This window comes from Hoeflea sp. AS60, assembly GCF_038900115.1.
GTDB lineage: Bacteria > Pseudomonadota > Alphaproteobacteria > Rhizobiales > Rhizobiaceae > Hoeflea.
The window spans coordinates 2,014,051-2,032,045 of the sequence record NZ_JBBMQP010000001.1 but is presented as its reverse complement, the minus strand read 5'-3'; the positions used below and the strand labels follow the sequence as shown (position 1 = coordinate 2,032,045).

Here is a 17,995-nt window from a genome sequence, read left to right as displayed (position 1 = left end):
TAATAGCTTAAGAGAGCTGCTTAATACGCCTTCTGCCCCAGAACACGGCCACTCAATTACCAAGACCGTCTCTGCCGCCTCCCAGCCTACGACAAGCGCAAAATTCTCCCGGTCCCGCTTAATCGCGAAATCCCGGTCGTCACGCTCGAGTTTTCACAAAGCCTTGGCCGAAAGTGCTTATGCCCGAGTTGGGAAATAGAAAGGCGGCTCTTCGCCGCCCTTTTACTATTTGACCTCCTCCACCAGACTCAGAGCTTCAAACAGCACCGTGTTTGGATGCTCTGACTCCCACAATCGTCGTTTCCTGGGCGCCCAGTTCGTTATCTGAGGATAGCGTTTTGTCAGAGCCTGGATTTCCTCGTACTTGTTCGCATAAAACTGCACCCGCTCGACATCGACATGATGGATGCCAGAATCTTGCACCAGCTTTTCGATCGCCTCAATATTGCGAAGCGTCTGCCCGGACTTTCGAATGTGCAGGGTTAGCCGCTCCGTGACGATGACTGACGGCATATAGAACTTGATCCACTCGGCCACCTTGGTGGCGGCTTTATCCTGGCTCTTCGCCGCGGCGAGAGACAGCCCCCAATCCATCAGATCACCATCGACCATGAACACATAGCCGATCTTGCCCGTTCCCACAGCGATCGAGAGCGCTGCGAACGGCTTGGAGATCATCCGCTTCTGCTGCTTAACTCACCGAGCCGGCATTGCAGCCCATTGAGCGTATCGAGCCTTGCATTATGCTTACGCTCCCACGCCGTCGGTTCTTCTGGCATGGTCGTTAGACGCCGTCTTAGCTCTCCAATCAGGCAGTGCGTGGTCAGGATAAACAGAGAATCGACAGCGCGCCCGTAGATCAGGCACAGCGCACATATTTCCTCGGGTCTGGGGGTGGCGTGCCCGTTTTCCAGTTTGGAAATGCGCGATTTGTTGACGCCCAGGAGATGCGCAACATCCTCATTGGAAAGGCCGCTTTGTTTTCGGCCGACCTTGAGATCGACCCTGATTTCTTTCCGCATATACATCTATGATAGTCGCGTATTCGCGTCTGATAATGTGCCCGCACGCGACCGCCTCAAGCGAACACGTACAGGCAAAACCAGTATATATCGGATCGATAATTTCAGCAGAGGCACTCACTTGCGGAAAACTGAAACTCGGCGCTCTCCATGCATGTTCCAATTGCTCATAGAGCATCGACGGAAATTTTCTCAGCGGATTGGCAAGCCAATCCGTCGATGCTACAGGCAATCGAAATCCTTGTCCCCTACTCCCCCTGAAACAGTATCCTATCACCCCGAAATACCCTTCCTAGACCTTTGCGATTGCTGCGTTTGTGAAACCGCATTGCACGGGCATCGGACGCGCTCTATCTCGCCACGGCTCGACCGAACCCGCATTAGCGGTTTCGGCCCATGCGGGTAACGATCGCTGATGCGGGAACAAGCTGGCAGTTCTTGTGCAAAATCTCTTGATGGAAAACAGGTTGGGATGGCCTGTAAGGCGAGGTGCGCCTGACAGGCCGCAATCAGTGTTCAAATGCGTGAGCTGTCAATGGCTTCGCGAGTGCCTGCGGCACCATTGACAGGGCCGGGTTCAATTCCAGGCGCTGCAAAATGTGTTGCCGGAGGAAAGGTTCTTCACGCACAAATCATAACCATCCTTGGTGAAAACCATCTCTCCGTCCTTGCCGTTAATGGTGAAGAACTCCTCGACATTCGAAGTTACGGTTTTGCCGCCAGTTGCCCAGCGGTACACATTGACGTTGTAATCCGCACCTTCACTCCGACTGGCAATGGTCTCTCGATCGCACCGGTTTTGTTCAATGAGGCGATCGCCGTTGAACACCGCGCAGACTGCATTGAACTCCTCAGCGGACGCGTTCACAGTGGAAAGCGACACAACCGCCATGGCCATTGCGGCGGTTCTTCCGAAGGTTTCGCTCATTCGATTTCCATCCTTTCATTGCTGCCCCAAGGCACGCTAACGTCGGATATTCCGCTGCCCTCCTCGCGCTGTGACCGACACCAGCCCCAATGCGGCACATACCTTCTGACAGCAATGGCCAGTCAGCCGGTGGTCAACCACCCTGATAACCTAGCGGCGAAGCCGATTGACCTCGAGCCATTTCATATTGCCGTTTTCGAGCGGCGTGCCGCAGAACTGGCCTTCAACGGTGTCCTGATAAATTTTCTCGTAGGGCCAGGATTTCTTGATCTCCGACTTGTACTTCTTCGCAAACTCCGTCAATTCGGTGTTCTCAATCAACACATTCGCAAACATCCCGCAGGTATGCTCGTCCGTTCGGCGGCCTCTCTCAAAGCTATTGAAACCCAGCAACTCTTGATTGACCAGCTTGATGGCGAGCAGTGTGTCAGAGATTTCAACAAGGTCACCGCCGATCTTTCCTCTATCGATATGAGTCACCGTGAACTCGCAGTACGATTTCAAGAAGCCAACCTCGGTCTGCTCCAATGGTCCATCAACCCTGATGGCTCCAATATTGTAAAGTGCCTGGTACAGTCCGGCTACCCGATGAAGTAGGTCTGGGGTGCATTTCCAGCCAGTCGGCAGGAAGTCAGTTGTTAGTGGCGTGCGGATGTAGACGTAGGATTTAAATCCTTTATCCAGAAAGTCTTTTTGGATGATGGCTTTGAACTCCTCCTGCGTGGAGATAGGTTCAGCGCTGAGATTGGTTGTGCCGATAAATACGGAAGCGAGGCACAGGCCAAGTGTCTTAATACGGTGATTGAGAGTCACGGGAAGCTCCACTCGATTGTGCGAACCGGTCATTGAATTGGTTCGACGGGGATGGTCGGATGCAACACTATTGTCCATTCTGTTTCGCGCCCTTGATGAGCAAGGGTTCTTGCGCCTTGCATTCGCCATTTCAGATGGTAGGATTCGATTGTCAGCCAGCGGAACCCCTTATGGTTTCGCCGTCTTATTCCCACGCAACACTATGGACAATTCTGTTGCGCCGGGACTGAGAAAAAGGCTCGACAATCCATTCCATGAGTAACCAGCAATCTGCCATGCGTCTGTATTCCACGGACGGCAAACGCCTCTATCTGACCGCAAGCGAGCGCGAGCGGTTTTCTCAAGCCCTTCAGACCGTTCCGCTCGAAAAGAGATTGTTCGCCCTGTGTCTGCTTTACACCGGATGCCGGATTTCCGAAGCCATTGCTCTGCGTTCTGAAAACGTTCACTGGAATGATGGGATCATCGCCATCCGAAGCCTGAAGAAGCGCAACAAGATCCATATTCGCGAGGTTCCGGTTCCACCCCATTTTGTCGAACAGCTGCGAGCCCTGAACCGCGGACACAGGTTCTGGACCGTTAACCGGTCTTCGGCATGGCGGTGGATCAAAGCTATTATGGATATGGCTGAAATCCACGGTGAACAGGCGACGGCCAAGGGGCTGCGCCATTCATTCGGCACTTCAGCTGCGCTCAACAACATACCCATCACCCTGGCCCAGAAATGGATGGGTCACACCGACATGAAAACCACTGCCATCTACTGGCAGATCGTCGGCGACGAAGAGCGCGAGATGGCAAACCGGATGTGGCGCTAACCGGATCCCGGCATTCTGAGATCAGCAATCGGCGACCGCTACCGGTCCCAGCCCCGGGTGATAGGATCTCGGGATGGATAAACATTTGGAAGAATATCTGCGCCTGTGCCAGCGGATATACGAACGCATGGAACGCGACGGCACATGGCCTTGGACCGAAGAATTACCAACTAACAACACCACCAATGAAAACGGCTCACAATGAGTGTTTCGCCTACATTCGAGTCTCGACGATCAAACAGGGTGAAGGAGTGTCCCTGGAGGCCCAAAAAGAAGCCATACAGGGCTTTGCCGATCGAAGCGGGCTGACGATCACCCAATGGTTTGAAGAGAAGGAAACGGCCGCCAAGTCCGGGCGCCCGGTGTTTTCGACTATGCTCAAGCAACTTCACAAAGGCCTTGCCGGCGGTGTCATCATCCATAAGATCGACCGCTCGGCCCGCAACATCGCAGACTGGGCCAAAATTGGAGAGCTGTCGGATTCCGGCATCGATGTTCACTTCGCGGCAGAAAGCCTCGATTTTCGCTCACGCGGTGGACGGCTTACCGCTGACATCCAGGCGGTGATCGCAGCCGACTATATTCGCAATCTGCGCGAAGAAACCATCAAGGGGATAAACGGACGGCTCAAACAAGGCCTCTATCCCTTCAAAGCCCCGATCGGCTATCTCGACAACGGCGGAGGCAAGGTCAAGACCATTGATCCCGTGCGCGGCCCACTCGTTCGGAAACTGTTCGAGCTCTATGGCACTGGAGAGTTTTCGATCAGAATGCTGGTCGAGAAAATGAAACAGTGCGGGCTGAGCACTGACACCGGCGGTGCCGTGACAAAGACAGGGATCGAACGAATCCTGCGCAATCCGTTTTACATCGGCCTCATCTATCTCAACAGCCGCAATGAGACCTTCAAGGGTGCGCATGAGCCATTGATCAGCGTCAATCTGTTTGAGACCGCTCAGGATCTAAAGTCAGGCCGTCATATAAAGCGAAAGACCCGCCACAAGTTCACCTATCGCGGGCTTTTTCGATGTGCCGACTGTCGCCGCTCAATGATCCCGGAACGGCAAAAAGGACATGTCTACTACCGATGTCAGACCCCAGCCTGCCCCACCAAGACAATCCGGGAAAGCGAGATCGAACAGCAACTCTTCAGCAAAATGACAGCATTGCATTTTACCAGTGAAGCGATTGAAGAACTCGGCAAGGCGATGCGTCAATGGGTACGTTGCAAGATGAGAACGGCAACCCGCGATTCAACTGGCATGGAACTGGCCCAGATCGCCTCCCGAAAAGACAAACTGACTGATGCTTTGCTGGATGAGTTGATTGACAAAGCCACCTATCAGGAACGTCTCAACCGGTTGCTGCTTCAGGAATGTCAAATAGCCGAAAGAAAGCGAAAGCAGGTCTCACCGATCCGAAATCAGCGCAACACCGAAAAATTCCTCGAACTGCTGAAAAGCCTTTGTTTGACCCATTCTTTGGCCGAGCCAGACGAAAAACGCTCTTTTGTCAAAACAGTGTTCTCGAACCGGTTTGTAAATGGCAAAAACCTAGAACTGGAGCCACGGAATTGGGTTCTGCAGACCCACAATTTGCTATGCGGCCTGGTTGGTGCCCCAGACCGTACCAATCCTCGAAGCGGTACCGAATTGTCAGATCAGATAACTGAGACCGTCCAAAATCTCTTTGACTGCCTTGAATTGTAAGCGGTGCTCACACAACGGACTCCCGGCAGCATCAAATGACATTGTAGAAAATGTGAGTTTTCATAGCTACAAAATAGTGAAGGCGCATCTCTGCAGATTTACTGATATGCTATCATCGAATTATGATCCATATAAGAAATATTCGTCATGAAAATTAAATCCATCTACATTGAAAATTTTCGCGCCATAGAAAAATGCTCGATAGACTGCGTTGGATACAATAGTTTTGTTGGGCCAAATGGATCCGGCAAATCGACCGTTTTAGACGCTCTCAATGTCTTCTTTGGTGATAGAAATACGTTTTCTGAAACTGATTTTTTCAAACGCAAAACCGACCAAAAAGCCATAATCCAAGTTACCTTCCACGATCTGGATGAGAGCGCAGCTGAAACATTTACCCACTATGTGCGTAATGGTGAACTGGTTATAAGCGCGCAACTTTCGTGCGCTGAGGATGGCACTATTTCCAAAGTCGTGCGTGGACAGCGATTAGTGTTCAAACCATTTCAAGCATTTTTTGAGGCAAAGACAGCTACAGAGGCCAAGCCCATATTTGACTCACTGAGAGAATCTTACCCGGAAATTGAGAGCGCGAGCAATGGACCTAGCCGTGAAGCTGCTCTCCGAGTCTACGAAGAGAATTTGAGCGAAGACCAAAAAGAACTCGTTGAAAGTGGTGAGGAGTTTTTTGGGATCAGTAAGGGCACCAATCGCGTCCGCAAGCACGTGCACTGGGTCTATGTTCCTGCTGTTAAGGACGCCACGGGCGAGTCCGAAGAAGGCAAAACCTCCTATCTTGGCAAATTGATCCAGCACACAGTCAAATCTGGGATGGATTACGAGGACAGCCTTAATCAAATTCGAGAATCTGCGCTCGGTGCCTACGACAACCTTCTCAACGAACAGCAACAATATCTTGAATCGCTTGAGGAGAGACTTTCCACTAGATTGAGAGAAAGCGTTACATCAGACGCAGATTTAGGGTTGAGTTGGAAACGAGATGAAAAATCCGTTTCGGTTGCCGATCCAACTGCAAGAATTAGCCTAACAGACCGTGGATTTTCCGGAGACGTAGATAGCTTTGGTCACGGGCTCCAAAGGTCGTTTCTAATGATTATCTTACAAGAATTAGTTGCCTCTGATAGCGATGTGAGCCCTACACTAATCCTTGGTTGTGAGGAACCTGAACTCTATCAGCATCCACCTCAAGCTAGACACCTAGCTTCTATCTTGATGGAAATGTCGCGTGGTGATGCCCAAATATTCATTTCCACACATAGCCCATATTTTATCGATGTTGAGTTTTATGACGGGATCAAGATGTTCAGAAACGCTGGAAATGGTGCTCTAATCACAGCATCAAATTTTGCGACTGTACTCCAGACATACAACACAACCTTCAACAAACCGCTCAATAATGACAGTCAAATAAAAGCGAAGCTATCGGTACAGATGCTACCAAAATACAACGAGGTCTTTTTTGCTGAAAAAGTTATTTTAGTTGAAGGGATATCAGATCAAGCCTGTCTTGAAGCGTACATCAGGTTGTCTGGAAAAAATCAAGATTTTCAAAGATCAGGATCAGCAATTGTTGTTTGCGAAGGCAAAAGCTCATTGGCGATAATGCTAATAATTGCAAAAGAGTTTGGTATTCCTTTTCACGTCGTTTTCGATTGTGACAGTGACTGTGATGACGTTCATAAGAGCGAGCACCTGAGAGATAATAATGCAATCCTATCTCTGGCTGGCCATGCCCAAATGACCGAGTTTCCAGAGGATGACATCGTTCATCCTAATCTAATCGGTTGGCTGAATAATATTGAGGGAATGATGGACGCGGAGTTTGGTGAACATGGAGAGAAAATCAAACAGGCAGGCCGCCACGCTACCGGAAATTTGAAAAGCTGCAAAAAGTCTCCAATGTACGTAGCCACGGTTATGAGCGAAGCTTGGGCACAAGGAAAAACATTCCCAACGCTCGAAGGTGTGATCGACCGGATCACTAATTCTTAATCGCGAGGGTTTGATGTCCTGAGTGGGGTCTATTTTCTCGAACTTTTCAAACACCAAAAAACCCCTCTCTGAAGGGGTTTTTTGGTAGACGCGATTTTGCGGCCTGGTTGGTGCCCCAGACCGTACCAATCCTCGAAGCGGTATAGAGTTGGGAAGATCAGTATTTGGTGCCCCCATCGCCCAGCAGAATTGCCCCGTAGCCCACCATCAACTCCCAACTGAATTAGATCCAACTGAAGCAGTCAAACAAGCTTTGGACGCAGTTCGTGTGCTTGATGAGGCGGAATAACCTTATCGCCCTGACTGAGCGCGGTACATTTTACGGATGAGCGATAAGAATGAAATGGATCAATACTTGGTGGAATACATTCAGTTATGCTGTAATCACTGAAGACCCAGCGTGTATCGTGGGGCCTTCAGGATGTGTTTTTGATATTTTTTTAAGTCGCCATCAGAAATATTTTCATCGACGGACATCAACAGCGATGAATTCCCGCGAAATTTCGCCTACCCTGTCAGGGACATTCCGTACATCTGGAAAACATTTTTCGCCAAGTCAATCGCGATTACTTTGTCCGTCGTCATGATTGCCGTCCTTCCCATTCCGTGACCGTAAACACCACGTTCTTAAATCGGAACTGTCGCGTGGGTAGAGCGGCGACCATCCCATCTATTCAACGAGCCCTGCAAATATAAGTCGCGACATGTATGCGGTGAGTTCGATAGCACGTCGGGAAGTGGCGACTCTTATCAGGCGCGACTTTTCATCTCCTCGTAAAATTCAACGTGTTCGGACACCATGCGTTCTAGGGAAAAGCGTTGAACCGCATCTCGTCTAATGCCGCCAGTGTCTAACGTGTCAAGAGCTTCCACAGCACTAATTACATCATCGATGTTGTCGCACAAGAAGCCGTTGCGCCCGTGGTCAATAATCTCCGGGAACGCGCCAATACGATATGAAATTACAGGAACACCAGACAATAGCGCCTCTGCATTTATTAGCCCAAAAGGCTCATCATACTTTACAGTATTTATCAGCGCAAAAGAATTAGATATGAGTTTTGCTTTTTCTTTAGGAGATATTTCCCCAATATACTTAACATCATCTGAAATAAGTGGCTTTACACAATTCTCGAAATATCCTTCCTGCCCGCGCACTATACGCCCCGCAAGAATTATCGGCAGTTTCGCCCTTCGAGCCGCTTCGATGGCGGTCTCCGCACCTTTCTCCGGAGAGAAGCGACCTACAAACAAGAGGTATCCCTTGTTTTCAGACATTTCGTATAGCGACGCCGGCAAACCAGGATAAATCCGCTTGTCGGTCCGCACGCCAATGAGGGTCGATTTTTGATGATCGGAAACGCTGATGGTGCCTACAGCCTCCCGCAACCCCCCATAAATGATTTGACGTTGACGATCACCCACGTCGTGGAACGTCGTGACCACTGGGGTCCGGGTGAGGACTGCAGACATGTGCGGGCCGATGAAGGTGTGGTCCTGAATTACATCGAGACAAACACCGAGCCCCGCCATCGACCGATACCCTCCAGGACCTGTACCAATTCCGGGACGGTCTTGCCCGAAGGTGTGTCGGTGGCCACTTTATAAAAATGGGCGCCATGCGTGGCATGGCAGACGGAATCACCTGAAGAGAACAAGTAGACATCATGCCCTGCTTGCTGAAGACCGGTCACTAGGTGATGGACATGGGTTTGGACCCCGCCATATCCCAGGGGAGGCACCGCGAAAAACGGGGGCGCAATCATTCCGATCCGCATCACCTCTTCCCTATGATCAACTCATACTGCACGACTGACTCGAATGCAGGTTTGTCAGTCGCTTTAGTCAGCTGCTCCGTTAGCACCGACTCGAATTCCTTCTTTGCGCTTCCCAGCTGGGCTGGGGATGCAAAAGACATGCTGAGTTGGAGCCCCACGATCTGTTCTACTGTCAATAGTATCCGCTTTTTGAAGTAGAGCGTTTGCAGCTTTCCGAACGGCGATTCAGCCAAGATCTCCCCATGCCTTGTCGAAGAATGGGAGTAAGTACCTTTCCCGGCACGGCGTTCGGGTCCGAGGAATTTCTGGATTACTTCGGATGCCAACTGGTTCCACAACGCAGTTTCGGCATGTTCCAAGTCAAACCGTCCACTGAATAAAGCAACGCATCCATCCGAGACGATCATACCGTCAAGCTGTTTAAGCACCCGCGACCGGTCCATCCAGTGAAAGCTCGCCCCCATAGTGCAGACAGACAGTGCCGGTAGCTTCATGTCGCCGATCTGTCTATCGGTCCCAAGCATCCAACGAATCGTCGTCAAGTTACGCTGCGATGCTGCCCGGACGCCCTCTGCCACCATCTCTGGGTCGGGATCAACGGCGTAAACGATAATCCCTTTCTCAGCAAGACCAATGGCTACATGGCCAGTCCCGCACCCAAGATCCAAAACCGGGTTGGCTGACTCAAACGAGCTATGGCGATACAGAGCATCAAACAAGTCGCCGGGATAGCCAATTCTGTATTTTGAGTAGTATTTTGCCGTCCCCGCAAAAAGCGTTGCATCGTATTCTTTCGGCGCTGGCGACATCGGACAATCAACCTCCTTATGGTTCTGTATTTTTCGTTGCTAGGCGGTGTGGACGAATTGACTCATAAAAAGTATTGAAGATACACAGGCGACGCATCCGCATTGAGTAGACCGTTGGAAAGCTTAAGAGGTCAATAATATTTCTGTGGTTGCGATAATATTGCTGGGAACATTCACGCCTTCATCACAGTCATAGAAACATTCATATTGATCAAATCGATACACACCACCTAATAATCTGTTTTCCATGGTCGAAGCACTTCGTGCAACGTCTCCATGACTACAGACGATTCACGTGTGATGTCCTCATAGACGCTGTTTCCTTCCCCGGCCTCAAGAATGCTGGCACCAGTTCTTGCATATCGCCAGCCCACTAGTCCAGCCAGTGCCCTAAATGAGTTTTGGACCACTGTATCATCCACTACTTCGAAGAGCAGTCCACGCGTGCGGGCCGTTAATAAGACCCAACTCAGTCCCGCACCATGGGGGCCAGCAATGACTTCGCTGTTCTGCGCCAAACGAATCTGTTCCTCTACGGCAAGTTGCTCCATACGCACAACATCGAATCCGGCCGCCCGAATCTCATTGATAGTCGCTCCTTCTTGGATCCATCGCCGCCGCGTGGTTTCGCTTCTGGAAATCCACAGCCAGATCGGTTTGGCCCGCGTCTCCTCATCGAAAACAGGAAACAGCTCAGAGATTGCCGTCCGAACCCATCGCGCAGGCCATGTCGCCGCTCCGGTTGCATCCGCTGTCACCGCCCGTTCAGCGATGATTTGGGTATCTGGCGCGCCAATGAGCATCTCGGTGTCGCGCATTCCGGCCAGACGTAGCAAGTCCAATCCCCAATCCGGAAGGGTGCTCGGTACTAGCCAACGATCGACTTTGAACGGCGACTGCTTGATTAGCCAATAGCGGGGCAGAAAGTCCGATAGGAAGTGAGACAGGTTGAAATAGCCGTGACAGGCTATGTGCGCGGTCGTTCCAGAATACTTAATCCGCCGTTTAGCAGCGAGATGCCAGACATCGGACTGGGCGTAGGAAATAGCATATCTCTCAACTGTATCTAGAAACACGATGCCGTCTTCACTGAAGTGATACGGGGTATCAGTATAGAAAACGCCATTGTCGATCGCATAGACCTGCGGGCAGGCATCAACAAAACGGCTTAACTGAGCCAGCTTTGGCGACTCATGGCCGATCGGCGTACCGTACGATACGCTGGCTCGAAGCGACGATGTCCAAACTTCGCCGCGCCCCGTTGCTTTAATCCAAGCCAATCGGCTCTTACAAACACCTTCGATCACTATTTAACAATTCTGCTAGACTCGAACCAATTTTCGAGGCTCGGCAATCTGTTTTCCGGCCTATAACAATTGTTCTCATCGAGCTCGATCGGCTGCAAAAGCTCACGGCAGAAGTCCGAGCACAAGTCCAGCAATCCGGCGCTGTGATATTGTCCTGCAACAGGTTGCAGCCATCGGTATCCATACTGGAACAACGCGAATTTCAGTGTCTGCGGCGATACGTTGTATCCGCCGGCATGGGCAACGCGATTCTCAAAGAACGTAACATCTCCGATATCGGGCTGGGTGCGGGAGAAAGTTTTCGGATCGGCTTTTCCGGACGGTATCTCAGGTAATTTCCGATCCTTTTGACTACCGGCAACAAACAAAGTCGCGCCGTTCTCCACCTTCGTCGCCGAACTCAGCCAGACCGTCGCTTTTACAGCGCAAAGGGGGGATTCTCCGCCCAGATCACGATCCATCCCAAAAACATCCCGATGCCACCCAGGCGCATTCGGTGTCCTTGACGTCTCGGTGCCATCAAGCGTGAGCCGATGGATCAACTGGCTTCCGACGAGCTTAATCCGCGCGCCAAGACATTGCATAGCAACCGTTACCATTCGGGGATCGCAGGCGACCCCGGCTAATTCCTCTGATTGGGTGGTGATTGCGCGCCAAGACCTGAAGGTTCTCCCATAATGCTCAGTCGGGGCCCACCCCTCAGAAACAACCCTTTCCGAAGCCTCGGAAATACTTGAAACTTCTTCCTTTGAAAACAACCCCTTAACGGTTACAAATCCGTTATTCTGAAAATCCCTTAACTGATCTTCACGAATAGGCACAGGTACTGGATAAATAAGCGAGAGCTGCGCGGAAAAACTATTGATTTGATCCTGCATTCGCTGCTCCGAACTAACCGTCATACTTCTCACGAGCCTCCTTCAGGATTTGGGCAGCAACTTCCAGTTTGTTGCGGCTATATTTGTCCCATTCGTCGGGGGTTGTTTCAATTTGACCGCGTTTATAGGCAGCATACCGATCAAAGGCGCCTCGGTCGGCTCTGAGATAATCGCGGAACATAATGTGATTTCGCGCAATCTCCCCGTTTTGAACAGCGATATGTACATTGTGTGTTCGCGGCTTCACGGACGGTTTGGTGTAGAATGGGGATTCCGGCCTGTCCGGAACCGGACGGTTGATATAGCCAAGCCGCCTGAGCGGTTTGTCATAGGCTTCGGAAGGCATCAGACTGCTTACAATCACCAGAATATCGATGATTCCTTTACCCGGCATACCAGGAACCGACGTGGAACCGATGTGGTGGATCTCCAACGCAACATCACCAAACTCCGCCACCAACGCTTTCTTCTCTTTTTCGAACGCGATAGGCCATTCAGTACGATATTCATTAAATAGCATCGGTCTTGTGTTTGTCATTTGCTTTTCATCACGGAACTTAATAATATTATACACATTATTTTACATATTTTCATTTTTCAGAAAAGGTTAAATTTTGGAGGAGTCCTCAAATTGCAGTCCTTGAAGCAGTGACAGAGGGACAGTACAGCATATCTGGGAACGAAGGGTACTTTCTGAAACTTGCCTATGAGCAGTTATCAGACTCCATCGACGGACCAGCCGGGGTGGGTGCGGTGATCATACATCCAGACAGGGGCCTCGTCGCCTGCGGCGCGAACCAGTTGCCGCCCGGTATTCTGAATCCAGATGAGAGCAGAACCCTGCCTGGAAGCGCTGAAAAAGAGTATTGGAGTGAACATGCTGAGCGAATCGCCGTTTACCGAGCTGCCCGTGAAGGTGTCTCGCTAGATGGGTGCACGATGCACGTCACCTTATTTCCATGCCACCATTGTGCGCGGGCTATTATATTGAGCGGGATAAAGGACGTCGTTTGTCCAGTTCCTCCGGACATCCAGCACAAAAAGTTTGGGGAGTCCTGGAAACGATCCGTAATGCTTCTTCTCGAGGCAAAGGTAGCGGTCTACATACCATCACTTATGCAGCCGGAACCTGGCCAAACGACGATTTCACTCCGCATGATGTCCGACGCTCTGCTAACGTTCGACCAAGGAGCGTTATCGCTATGAAAGATGAAATCTACTTCTCCTTTGACATCGAGGCCGATGGGCCCGTCCCCGGCCTGTACTCCATGTTGAGCATCGGCATTTGCGTTGCCGGGCGTACTGTGGCCGGAAGTTACGTGGAAGCGGATCCGGAAGAAAAGACGATGTACCTCGAAATGCAACCGATTTCGGAAGATTTTGTGGAAGCCGCAATGTCCGTCAACAAATTGAACAGGGAACATCTCCGCGTGCATGGAGTCTCTCCACACGATGCAATGAAACGACTGTCTGACTGGATTTTAGGATGCGCGGAAGATCTCAATCCTGTCCTGGTGGCTTACCCGTCCACCTTCGATTGGACTTTTTTATCCTACTATTTTCATAGGTTTCTCGGAGGGGCGCTCCCGGTGAGTTTTACCCGGGTTTGCGATGTCCGCACAATGCTGGTGGTCAAGTCGCAAAGTATGTTTTACACACCAACTGCTCAGTGTCTGCCACCAGAGTTGCTAGTGGAGCGGGCCGGAACTCATAACGGTTTAATCGACGCCATAGAACAGGCTCGGTTGTTTTCCTCCATACATTTATGGGGCGGGAAATGTGAGTAGAGCCATTTCGGCTTCGTTGATAGTGCAAATCTCAAGGGTAGAACTCCTTAAGTTCCTTTAGAATTGTCTTGGCCTCGTCCAATTCGAGTTCATCGCCAATGAATCTGATGAATTGGAGTTACACATTATTGTTGCTGGCGGCTGGTACACCTTCTCCGAAATACGTATTGTAAAAATTGAAATTAGATGGTTTGTTACCCCTATAGTTGAATAATGCAGTTTCCGCGCAATGCGAAGCGGAGTCTTTATGTGACACGAGCTTACATCACAATGGACGTCACTGATAACGGTGACATCTCCAAATCAATTGTCGTTGATCTAGAAAAGATTGCGCGAGAGACACTTCTTGTCGACCCTCTCACACAACTCGTAAGCTACGATAGTATGGCTAATTTCATCAAAAGGAGATTATCGCGAAAAGATCTTGATCCATGCTTTTTGGCAATCGGTGATGTTGATGGGCTGCGGGAATATGTCAGCAGCTGCAACAATGCTTCGAATGACATGTTCGGACACTTGGCTGGCAATCACTGTATGAAGTTGGTCGGCAAAACGGTTGCAGAATGGCAAGCGCGTCAAGACCCGGCATCCGTTTGGCTTTCCGGAACTTTCGGAGGCGACGAAGTTATCATTTTCTCCCAAGGCGGACACTACAGCGACTTCATCAACCGGGTACGCGAACTTAGCTGCGACATTGCCCGCACCTGTCCGAGGCCGTGCAGTTTCGCTGGCTCAGAATACAGCCCTACAGGAACCAACCACGACAATCCCGAGGCCGCCTATAGGGCGTGGGTTTCCCGCGTTGACCGTACGCTTTTTGAAGCAAAGTCAAAAAGAACGAAAATCGAAGATGAGGGATTTGTTATAACATGCTCGGGAAAGCCATGAACAAAATCGTTCCCATCACCGTGGAGTCCATCCAAACAGCGTGCTTGGAATTCGACATCCCATTCATCGATGGGCTGATGATATCGTTGAACATGCATGGCGCTTTTTGCCACGCGCCCGTCCCCCGGTCCCGAATGGTGCTTCGTTTCGATGGTTCACCGGACCATTGGAAGGTGATCCTTCCTTTGGAAAACAAACAGTCTTCGTTTCTGATTGAAGAAGACACCATCATCCTCGAAGGGAATCCCGTCGCAACTATAGTTGAGCGGGAGAACGATGATGTTGTCCTGACATATTTGCGCGCGGGCGGTCGGTCGATCACACTGAACACAAATTCACGGTCAAACTGCATCGGTTGCGTGTTTTGCCCTAACATCATCGAAGACGCGGCCGATGGCACGATCGTCGATAAAGACGGGCTGTCTCAAGTGCTTGAATGGCTTTGCTATGAAAACAACTGGAGTGACTTGTCGCACAGCGATGTCATTACGGTATGCTCAGGCTGCTTCCGAACACCAGGTGCCGCCACTCGCCATATGGCCCATTTAAGGCAGGCTGCGGAACAACTGGGCTTCAACGGACGACTGCACCTGCTGTCCTCCGTCATACGCGAAGACGACGATCTCAAGGCGTTCGTTGACGCCGCCGGTGCATCGCACATCACCTTTACCATAGAGTGCTTCGAACGGCGGGATGTTCTTCTGAAGAACACCAAGGCGTCTTTGACCATTGATCAAACTTGCCAAGCGATAGACACTCTGAATGAATGCGGCGCGATTGGAGACTACACCTATGTCGCAGGCCTTGATTCGTTCGACGCCGCGTCCGAAGGGCTCGCGCAACTGAACGCCCATGTAACGACCTTTCCGCGTATTCAGGTCTTCCAAGCCCACAACCCGATGATGAAGAAGTACATCCATCCGGAAGCCTCCACGTTGCCGTACTATCTCAGACTAAGAAAAATGTTGGAACCCCAACTTGCAGAGCGCGGTTTGAAGCCTGTGTACTGGGAAAACTACCGGCCCCTCTGGTCAACAAGCTACAACGAGGAACTGACCGTTGGACCCCGGGTGTGAGCTGTCGAAGAGCAACCTTTATCTGCCGGCCCGGTCGGACCTGTTCAAAATAAGGGAATTCACCGCCCACCTCCCCGGCAAGGCATCCATTGACGCTGGGGACACGGCAATAACAGGGCATGTGGTTCTTTGCGCATCGAACGGCGGAGGCGGGTTTTGGGGACCAATCTCTCACGATATAGCAGTAATGGCGGCCCACTTGGCCGAGACGACACCATGGTCTCCGGCCGTGCCAGTTCGAGGCGTGGTGAGACATATACTGAATCATCACAGGCACGCCCATGCGGGCTTGGCCTTAGTCGCGGCGACGGCGCTGGAATACGCAGCCTGGGATTTTGCGGCCAAACAGCGGAGCGTACCGGTCTGGCGTCTGCTCTCTGAGAGTGCGCCGCCGCCATGCGGGATTTACGCGACATTCTTCGGACTGGAGAACGCTGACGCCACTGTTTCTGAGTTGGTGTCCGCCCACGCGCTGGAGGCCAACGTTAAAAAAATCGGCGCCGACAAGGACATAGCGCTGAAGAGGCTGGCTGATGCAACTGGAACTGAGCTCTCTTCCTGGGCGATAGACTTCAAAGCGCAATACGGTCTTGATGACGCCCGCAGCATGCTCCACCGGTTGCCGGATGGTCTTGCCTGGGTAGAAGAACCATTGCCGCCACACGAAATCGACCTGCTGGCGTTACTGCAAGCCCGTCATCCGATCGCTGCGGGAGAGCACTTCTACAGTGTTTTTGAGTTTTCTTCGGCACGAGAGCACGGCGTCTCGATCTTTCAACCCGATCCCGTGTTCTCCGGCGGGCTTGACCATTACATCCGCATCGCTTCATCATTAAGCCGCCATGGCGATTTCTACCCGCACGGCAATGGGTTGATCCCTGCCCTTCATGTCGCTGGAATAACCACCAATGCGCCGGTTTTGGAGTTTCATTTCGGCTTGGAGGCGAAAAGACAGGTTCTATGGCAACACAAAATCATTCCGGACAAGAGTGCGACAGTGCATGCACCGCACCAACCAGGGTGGCTTGGTGACATGTGCGAAACGGTAAAAATCTTGGAGTGAGCGATGAAGGCTATATTAGTGGATATAGGTGGCACAATTCTCACGCGCTCAAAGCCGGGCCCAAAACAGCGGGTTATAGATGTATTGCGGGATCATCTCGCAATCTCGAGACAAGAGAGCCAGGAGGCCGCCGACATCACATTAACGGCTGGATCAAGAGACGCTGCGGTGAAGCGGTTGACGCGCCACTTTAGTCTATCCCAAGAGACAGCGAATGGCGTCGAGGCTGCCCTGCGCGAACCGGAGGGCGAAGCCCAATTCATTCCCGGTGCGCTGGACCTAATCGCAGCCTGTCGGGAGAAAGACATAAAAATCATCTATGTGACGAACGCTGTTTCCTGGGCTCCGGCGTTGCCAGTGGAGCTAATGGAAGACGCAGCGTACGTCAGTTCCTCTTCCTTGGGTATCTCCAAGAGAGATCCGCAATTCTGGCGCACGGTGCTCGAAGCACACGGGTTAGACGCCCAAACCTGTTTATCCGTCGGCGATTCTATCGAAAACGATGTTCGCCCGGCAAACCAAGTCGGTATTGCAGGCATCCATATCGGCGAGGAGGGTTGGGACTTTGCGGCGCTCGCGGGTACCCTTACAACCGCTGACCCGTCACCTGCGGAGCTCGACGGTTTCATCGCTGGACCAGTCAATAGGATCACCGGCTATTCTGTGGTCGAGTGCGGACATTTAGCGAACTGGGTCGTGGATAGAACCAGAAGCCGCGCAGTGATTTTCACTAGCGGTGCCCGCATTCACGGCGAGGTTGTGCGTGCATCGGACGAACGATCGGCGCTATTTGTGACAAAGACGGTGTTGCCGGAAAGCTTGTTCGGTTGGATCAAATTCGAGCGTGATCGGCGGATGACCAACCTACCCCGGCATATCGAAGAGAAAATCGCCGCCAGAGGCCGCACCTTTAAAGGATTGGTCGACCATGAGCACCGACACTATCTTTCGCTCCTGATCGAGGCCGCCTCCGAAGAGATACTAGAAGAGAGATTGAAAGCCATCATCGAGCTACTTCCGCAATTGCCGGATAAAGACAGTTCGGTAGGAAGCTCCGGTGATGGACGTTAAAACGGGCAGCATGCGGACCACAGCCGAAACCGCCG

Annotated in this window: 18 protein-coding genes; 9 read left to right on the top strand and 9 right to left on the bottom strand. The window is 51.5% G+C overall.

Features of this window, described 5'->3' with window-relative positions; all coding sequences use genetic code 11:
• Positions 1 to 225 precede the first annotated feature (225 nt).
• From WNZ14_RS09330 to WNZ14_RS09315, 4 genes are all read right to left on the bottom strand, one after another.
• The gene (locus WNZ14_RS09330) at positions 226 to 678 is read right to left on the bottom strand and encodes a hypothetical protein (protein WP_342868286.1); all 453 of its coding nucleotides are present in this window, start codon (positions 676 to 678) and stop codon (positions 226 to 228) included.
• Entirely contained in the window at positions 675 to 1,022 is a 348-nt protein-coding gene (locus WNZ14_RS09325; RefSeq protein ID WP_342868285.1) for a helix-turn-helix transcriptional regulator, read from the bottom strand. The genes WNZ14_RS09330 and WNZ14_RS09325 overlap by 4 nt, the downstream gene beginning before the upstream one ends.
• A gap of 577 nt (positions 1,023 to 1,599) precedes the next feature.
• On the bottom strand, positions 1,600 to 1,950 hold the full coding sequence (locus WNZ14_RS09320; RefSeq protein WP_342868284.1) for a hypothetical protein: 351 nt from the start codon (positions 1,948 to 1,950) through the stop codon (positions 1,600 to 1,602).
• A 150-nt stretch (positions 1,951 to 2,100) separates the two neighbouring features.
• Positions 2,101 to 2,796 (bottom strand): hypothetical protein, encoded by a 696-nt coding sequence (locus WNZ14_RS09315; RefSeq protein ID WP_342868283.1) that lies wholly within the window; start codon positions 2,794 to 2,796, stop codon positions 2,101 to 2,103.
• Between the two features lie 242 nt (positions 2,797 to 3,038).
• On the opposite strand from WNZ14_RS09315, the gene WNZ14_RS09310 reads away from it, so the two are divergent.
• From WNZ14_RS09310 to WNZ14_RS09295, 4 genes are all read left to right on the top strand, one after another.
• Positions 3,039 to 3,581, top strand: coding sequence for a site-specific integrase (locus tag WNZ14_RS09310; RefSeq protein ID WP_342868282.1), 543 nt, complete (start codon positions 3,039 to 3,041; stop codon positions 3,579 to 3,581).
• Between the two features lie 73 nt (positions 3,582 to 3,654).
• On the top strand, positions 3,655 to 3,786 hold the full coding sequence (locus tag WNZ14_RS09305; RefSeq protein WP_342868281.1) for a hypothetical protein: 132 nt from the start codon (positions 3,655 to 3,657) through the stop codon (positions 3,784 to 3,786).
• Complete coding sequence (locus WNZ14_RS09300; protein ID WP_342868280.1) at positions 3,767 to 5,290, top strand: recombinase family protein; 1,524 nt, start codon at positions 3,767 to 3,769, stop codon at positions 5,288 to 5,290. Before WNZ14_RS09305 ends, WNZ14_RS09300 begins: the two co-directional genes overlap by 20 nt.
• A 147-nt stretch (positions 5,291 to 5,437) precedes the next feature.
• Positions 5,438 to 7,303 (top strand): ATP-dependent endonuclease, encoded by a 1,866-nt coding sequence (locus WNZ14_RS09295; RefSeq protein WP_342868279.1) that lies wholly within the window; start codon positions 5,438 to 5,440, stop codon positions 7,301 to 7,303.
• Between the two features lie 750 nt (positions 7,304 to 8,053).
• Here the strand turns inward: WNZ14_RS09295 and WNZ14_RS09290 are convergent.
• From WNZ14_RS09290 to WNZ14_RS09270, 5 genes are all read right to left on the bottom strand, one after another.
• A complete protein-coding gene (locus WNZ14_RS09290) occupies positions 8,054 to 8,836 on the bottom strand; it encodes a glycosyltransferase (protein WP_342868278.1) in 783 nt (260 codons plus the stop codon).
• Between the two features lie 244 nt (positions 8,837 to 9,080).
• A complete protein-coding gene (locus tag WNZ14_RS09285; protein ID WP_342868277.1) occupies positions 9,081 to 9,890 on the bottom strand; it encodes a class I SAM-dependent methyltransferase in 810 nt (269 codons plus the stop codon).
• A gap of 230 nt (positions 9,891 to 10,120) precedes the next feature.
• Entirely contained in the window at positions 10,121 to 11,197 is a 1,077-nt protein-coding gene (locus tag WNZ14_RS09280) for a glycosyltransferase 61 family protein (RefSeq protein ID WP_342868276.1), read from the bottom strand.
• Positions 11,197 to 12,075 (bottom strand): phytanoyl-CoA dioxygenase family protein, encoded by an 879-nt coding sequence (locus WNZ14_RS09275; RefSeq protein ID WP_342868275.1) that lies wholly within the window; start codon positions 12,073 to 12,075, stop codon positions 11,197 to 11,199. The genes WNZ14_RS09280 and WNZ14_RS09275 overlap by 1 nt, the downstream gene beginning before the upstream one ends.
• A 13-nt stretch (positions 12,076 to 12,088) precedes the next feature.
• Complete coding sequence (locus tag WNZ14_RS09270; protein ID WP_342868274.1) at positions 12,089 to 12,613, bottom strand: GrpB family protein; 525 nt, start codon at positions 12,611 to 12,613, stop codon at positions 12,089 to 12,091.
• A gap of 664 nt (positions 12,614 to 13,277) precedes the next feature.
• Between WNZ14_RS09270 and WNZ14_RS09265 the strand changes: the two genes are divergently transcribed.
• The 5 genes from WNZ14_RS09265 to WNZ14_RS09245 all read left to right on the top strand — a co-directional run bounded on the left by WNZ14_RS09265 (position 13,278) and on the right by WNZ14_RS09245 (position 17,960).
• Positions 13,278 to 13,862, top strand: coding sequence for a 3'-5' exoribonuclease (locus tag WNZ14_RS09265; protein ID WP_342868273.1), 585 nt, complete (start codon positions 13,278 to 13,280; stop codon positions 13,860 to 13,862).
• A gap of 270 nt (positions 13,863 to 14,132) precedes the next feature.
• On the top strand, positions 14,133 to 14,750 hold the full coding sequence (locus tag WNZ14_RS09260; protein WP_342868272.1) for a diguanylate cyclase: 618 nt from the start codon (positions 14,133 to 14,135) through the stop codon (positions 14,748 to 14,750).
• The gene (locus tag WNZ14_RS09255) at positions 14,747 to 15,826 is read left to right on the top strand and encodes a hypothetical protein (RefSeq protein ID WP_342868271.1); all 1,080 of its coding nucleotides are present in this window, start codon (positions 14,747 to 14,749) and stop codon (positions 15,824 to 15,826) included. Before WNZ14_RS09260 ends, WNZ14_RS09255 begins: the two co-directional genes overlap by 4 nt.
• A 289-nt stretch (positions 15,827 to 16,115) precedes the next feature.
• Positions 16,116 to 16,889 carry an enolase C-terminal domain-like protein gene (locus WNZ14_RS09250; RefSeq protein WP_342868270.1) on the top strand — a complete coding sequence of 258 codons (774 nt, stop codon included), beginning with the start codon at positions 16,116 to 16,118 and terminating at the stop codon, positions 16,887 to 16,889.
• 3 nt (positions 16,890 to 16,892) lie between these two features.
• The gene (locus WNZ14_RS09245; RefSeq protein WP_342868269.1) at positions 16,893 to 17,960 is read left to right on the top strand and encodes an HAD family hydrolase; all 1,068 of its coding nucleotides are present in this window, start codon (positions 16,893 to 16,895) and stop codon (positions 17,958 to 17,960) included.
• Positions 17,961 to 17,995: the final 35 nt, after the last annotated feature.

Bases quoted from the DNA above. Each gene is read 5' to 3' on its own strand.
- WNZ14_RS09330 (WP_342868286.1), bottom strand. From the start codon at position 678: ATGATCTCCAAGCCGTTCGCAGCGCTCTCGATCGCTGTGGGAACGGGC.
- WNZ14_RS09325 (WP_342868285.1), bottom strand. From the start codon at position 1,022: ATGCGGAAAGAAATCAGGGTCGATCTCAAGGTCGGCCGAAAACAAAGC.
- WNZ14_RS09320 (WP_342868284.1), bottom strand. From the start codon at position 1,950: ATGAGCGAAACCTTCGGAAGAACCGCCGCAATGGCCATGGCGGTTGTG.
- WNZ14_RS09315 (WP_342868283.1), bottom strand. From the start codon at position 2,796: ATGACCGGTTCGCACAATCGAGTGGAGCTTCCCGTGACTCTCAATCAC.
- WNZ14_RS09310 (WP_342868282.1), top strand. From the start codon at position 3,039: ATGCGTCTGTATTCCACGGACGGCAAACGCCTCTATCTGACCGCAAGC.
- WNZ14_RS09305 (WP_342868281.1), top strand. From the start codon at position 3,655: ATGGATAAACATTTGGAAGAATATCTGCGCCTGTGCCAGCGGATATAC.
- WNZ14_RS09300 (WP_342868280.1), top strand. From the start codon at position 3,767: ATGAAAACGGCTCACAATGAGTGTTTCGCCTACATTCGAGTCTCGACG.
- WNZ14_RS09295 (WP_342868279.1), top strand. From the start codon at position 5,438: ATGAAAATTAAATCCATCTACATTGAAAATTTTCGCGCCATAGAAAAA.
- WNZ14_RS09290 (WP_342868278.1), bottom strand. From the start codon at position 8,836: ATGGCGGGGCTCGGTGTTTGTCTCGATGTAATTCAGGACCACACCTTC.
- WNZ14_RS09285 (WP_342868277.1), bottom strand. From the start codon at position 9,890: ATGTCGCCAGCGCCGAAAGAATACGATGCAACGCTTTTTGCGGGGACG.
- WNZ14_RS09275 (WP_342868275.1), bottom strand. From the start codon at position 12,075: ATGCAGGATCAAATCAATAGTTTTTCCGCGCAGCTCTCGCTTATTTAT.
- WNZ14_RS09270 (WP_342868274.1), bottom strand. From the start codon at position 12,613: ATGACAAACACAAGACCGATGCTATTTAATGAATATCGTACTGAATGG.
- WNZ14_RS09265 (WP_342868273.1), top strand. From the start codon at position 13,278: ATGAAAGATGAAATCTACTTCTCCTTTGACATCGAGGCCGATGGGCCC.
- WNZ14_RS09260 (WP_342868272.1), top strand. From the start codon at position 14,133: ATGGACGTCACTGATAACGGTGACATCTCCAAATCAATTGTCGTTGAT.
- WNZ14_RS09255 (WP_342868271.1), top strand. From the start codon at position 14,747: ATGAACAAAATCGTTCCCATCACCGTGGAGTCCATCCAAACAGCGTGC.
- WNZ14_RS09245 (WP_342868269.1), top strand. From the start codon at position 16,893: ATGAAGGCTATATTAGTGGATATAGGTGGCACAATTCTCACGCGCTCA.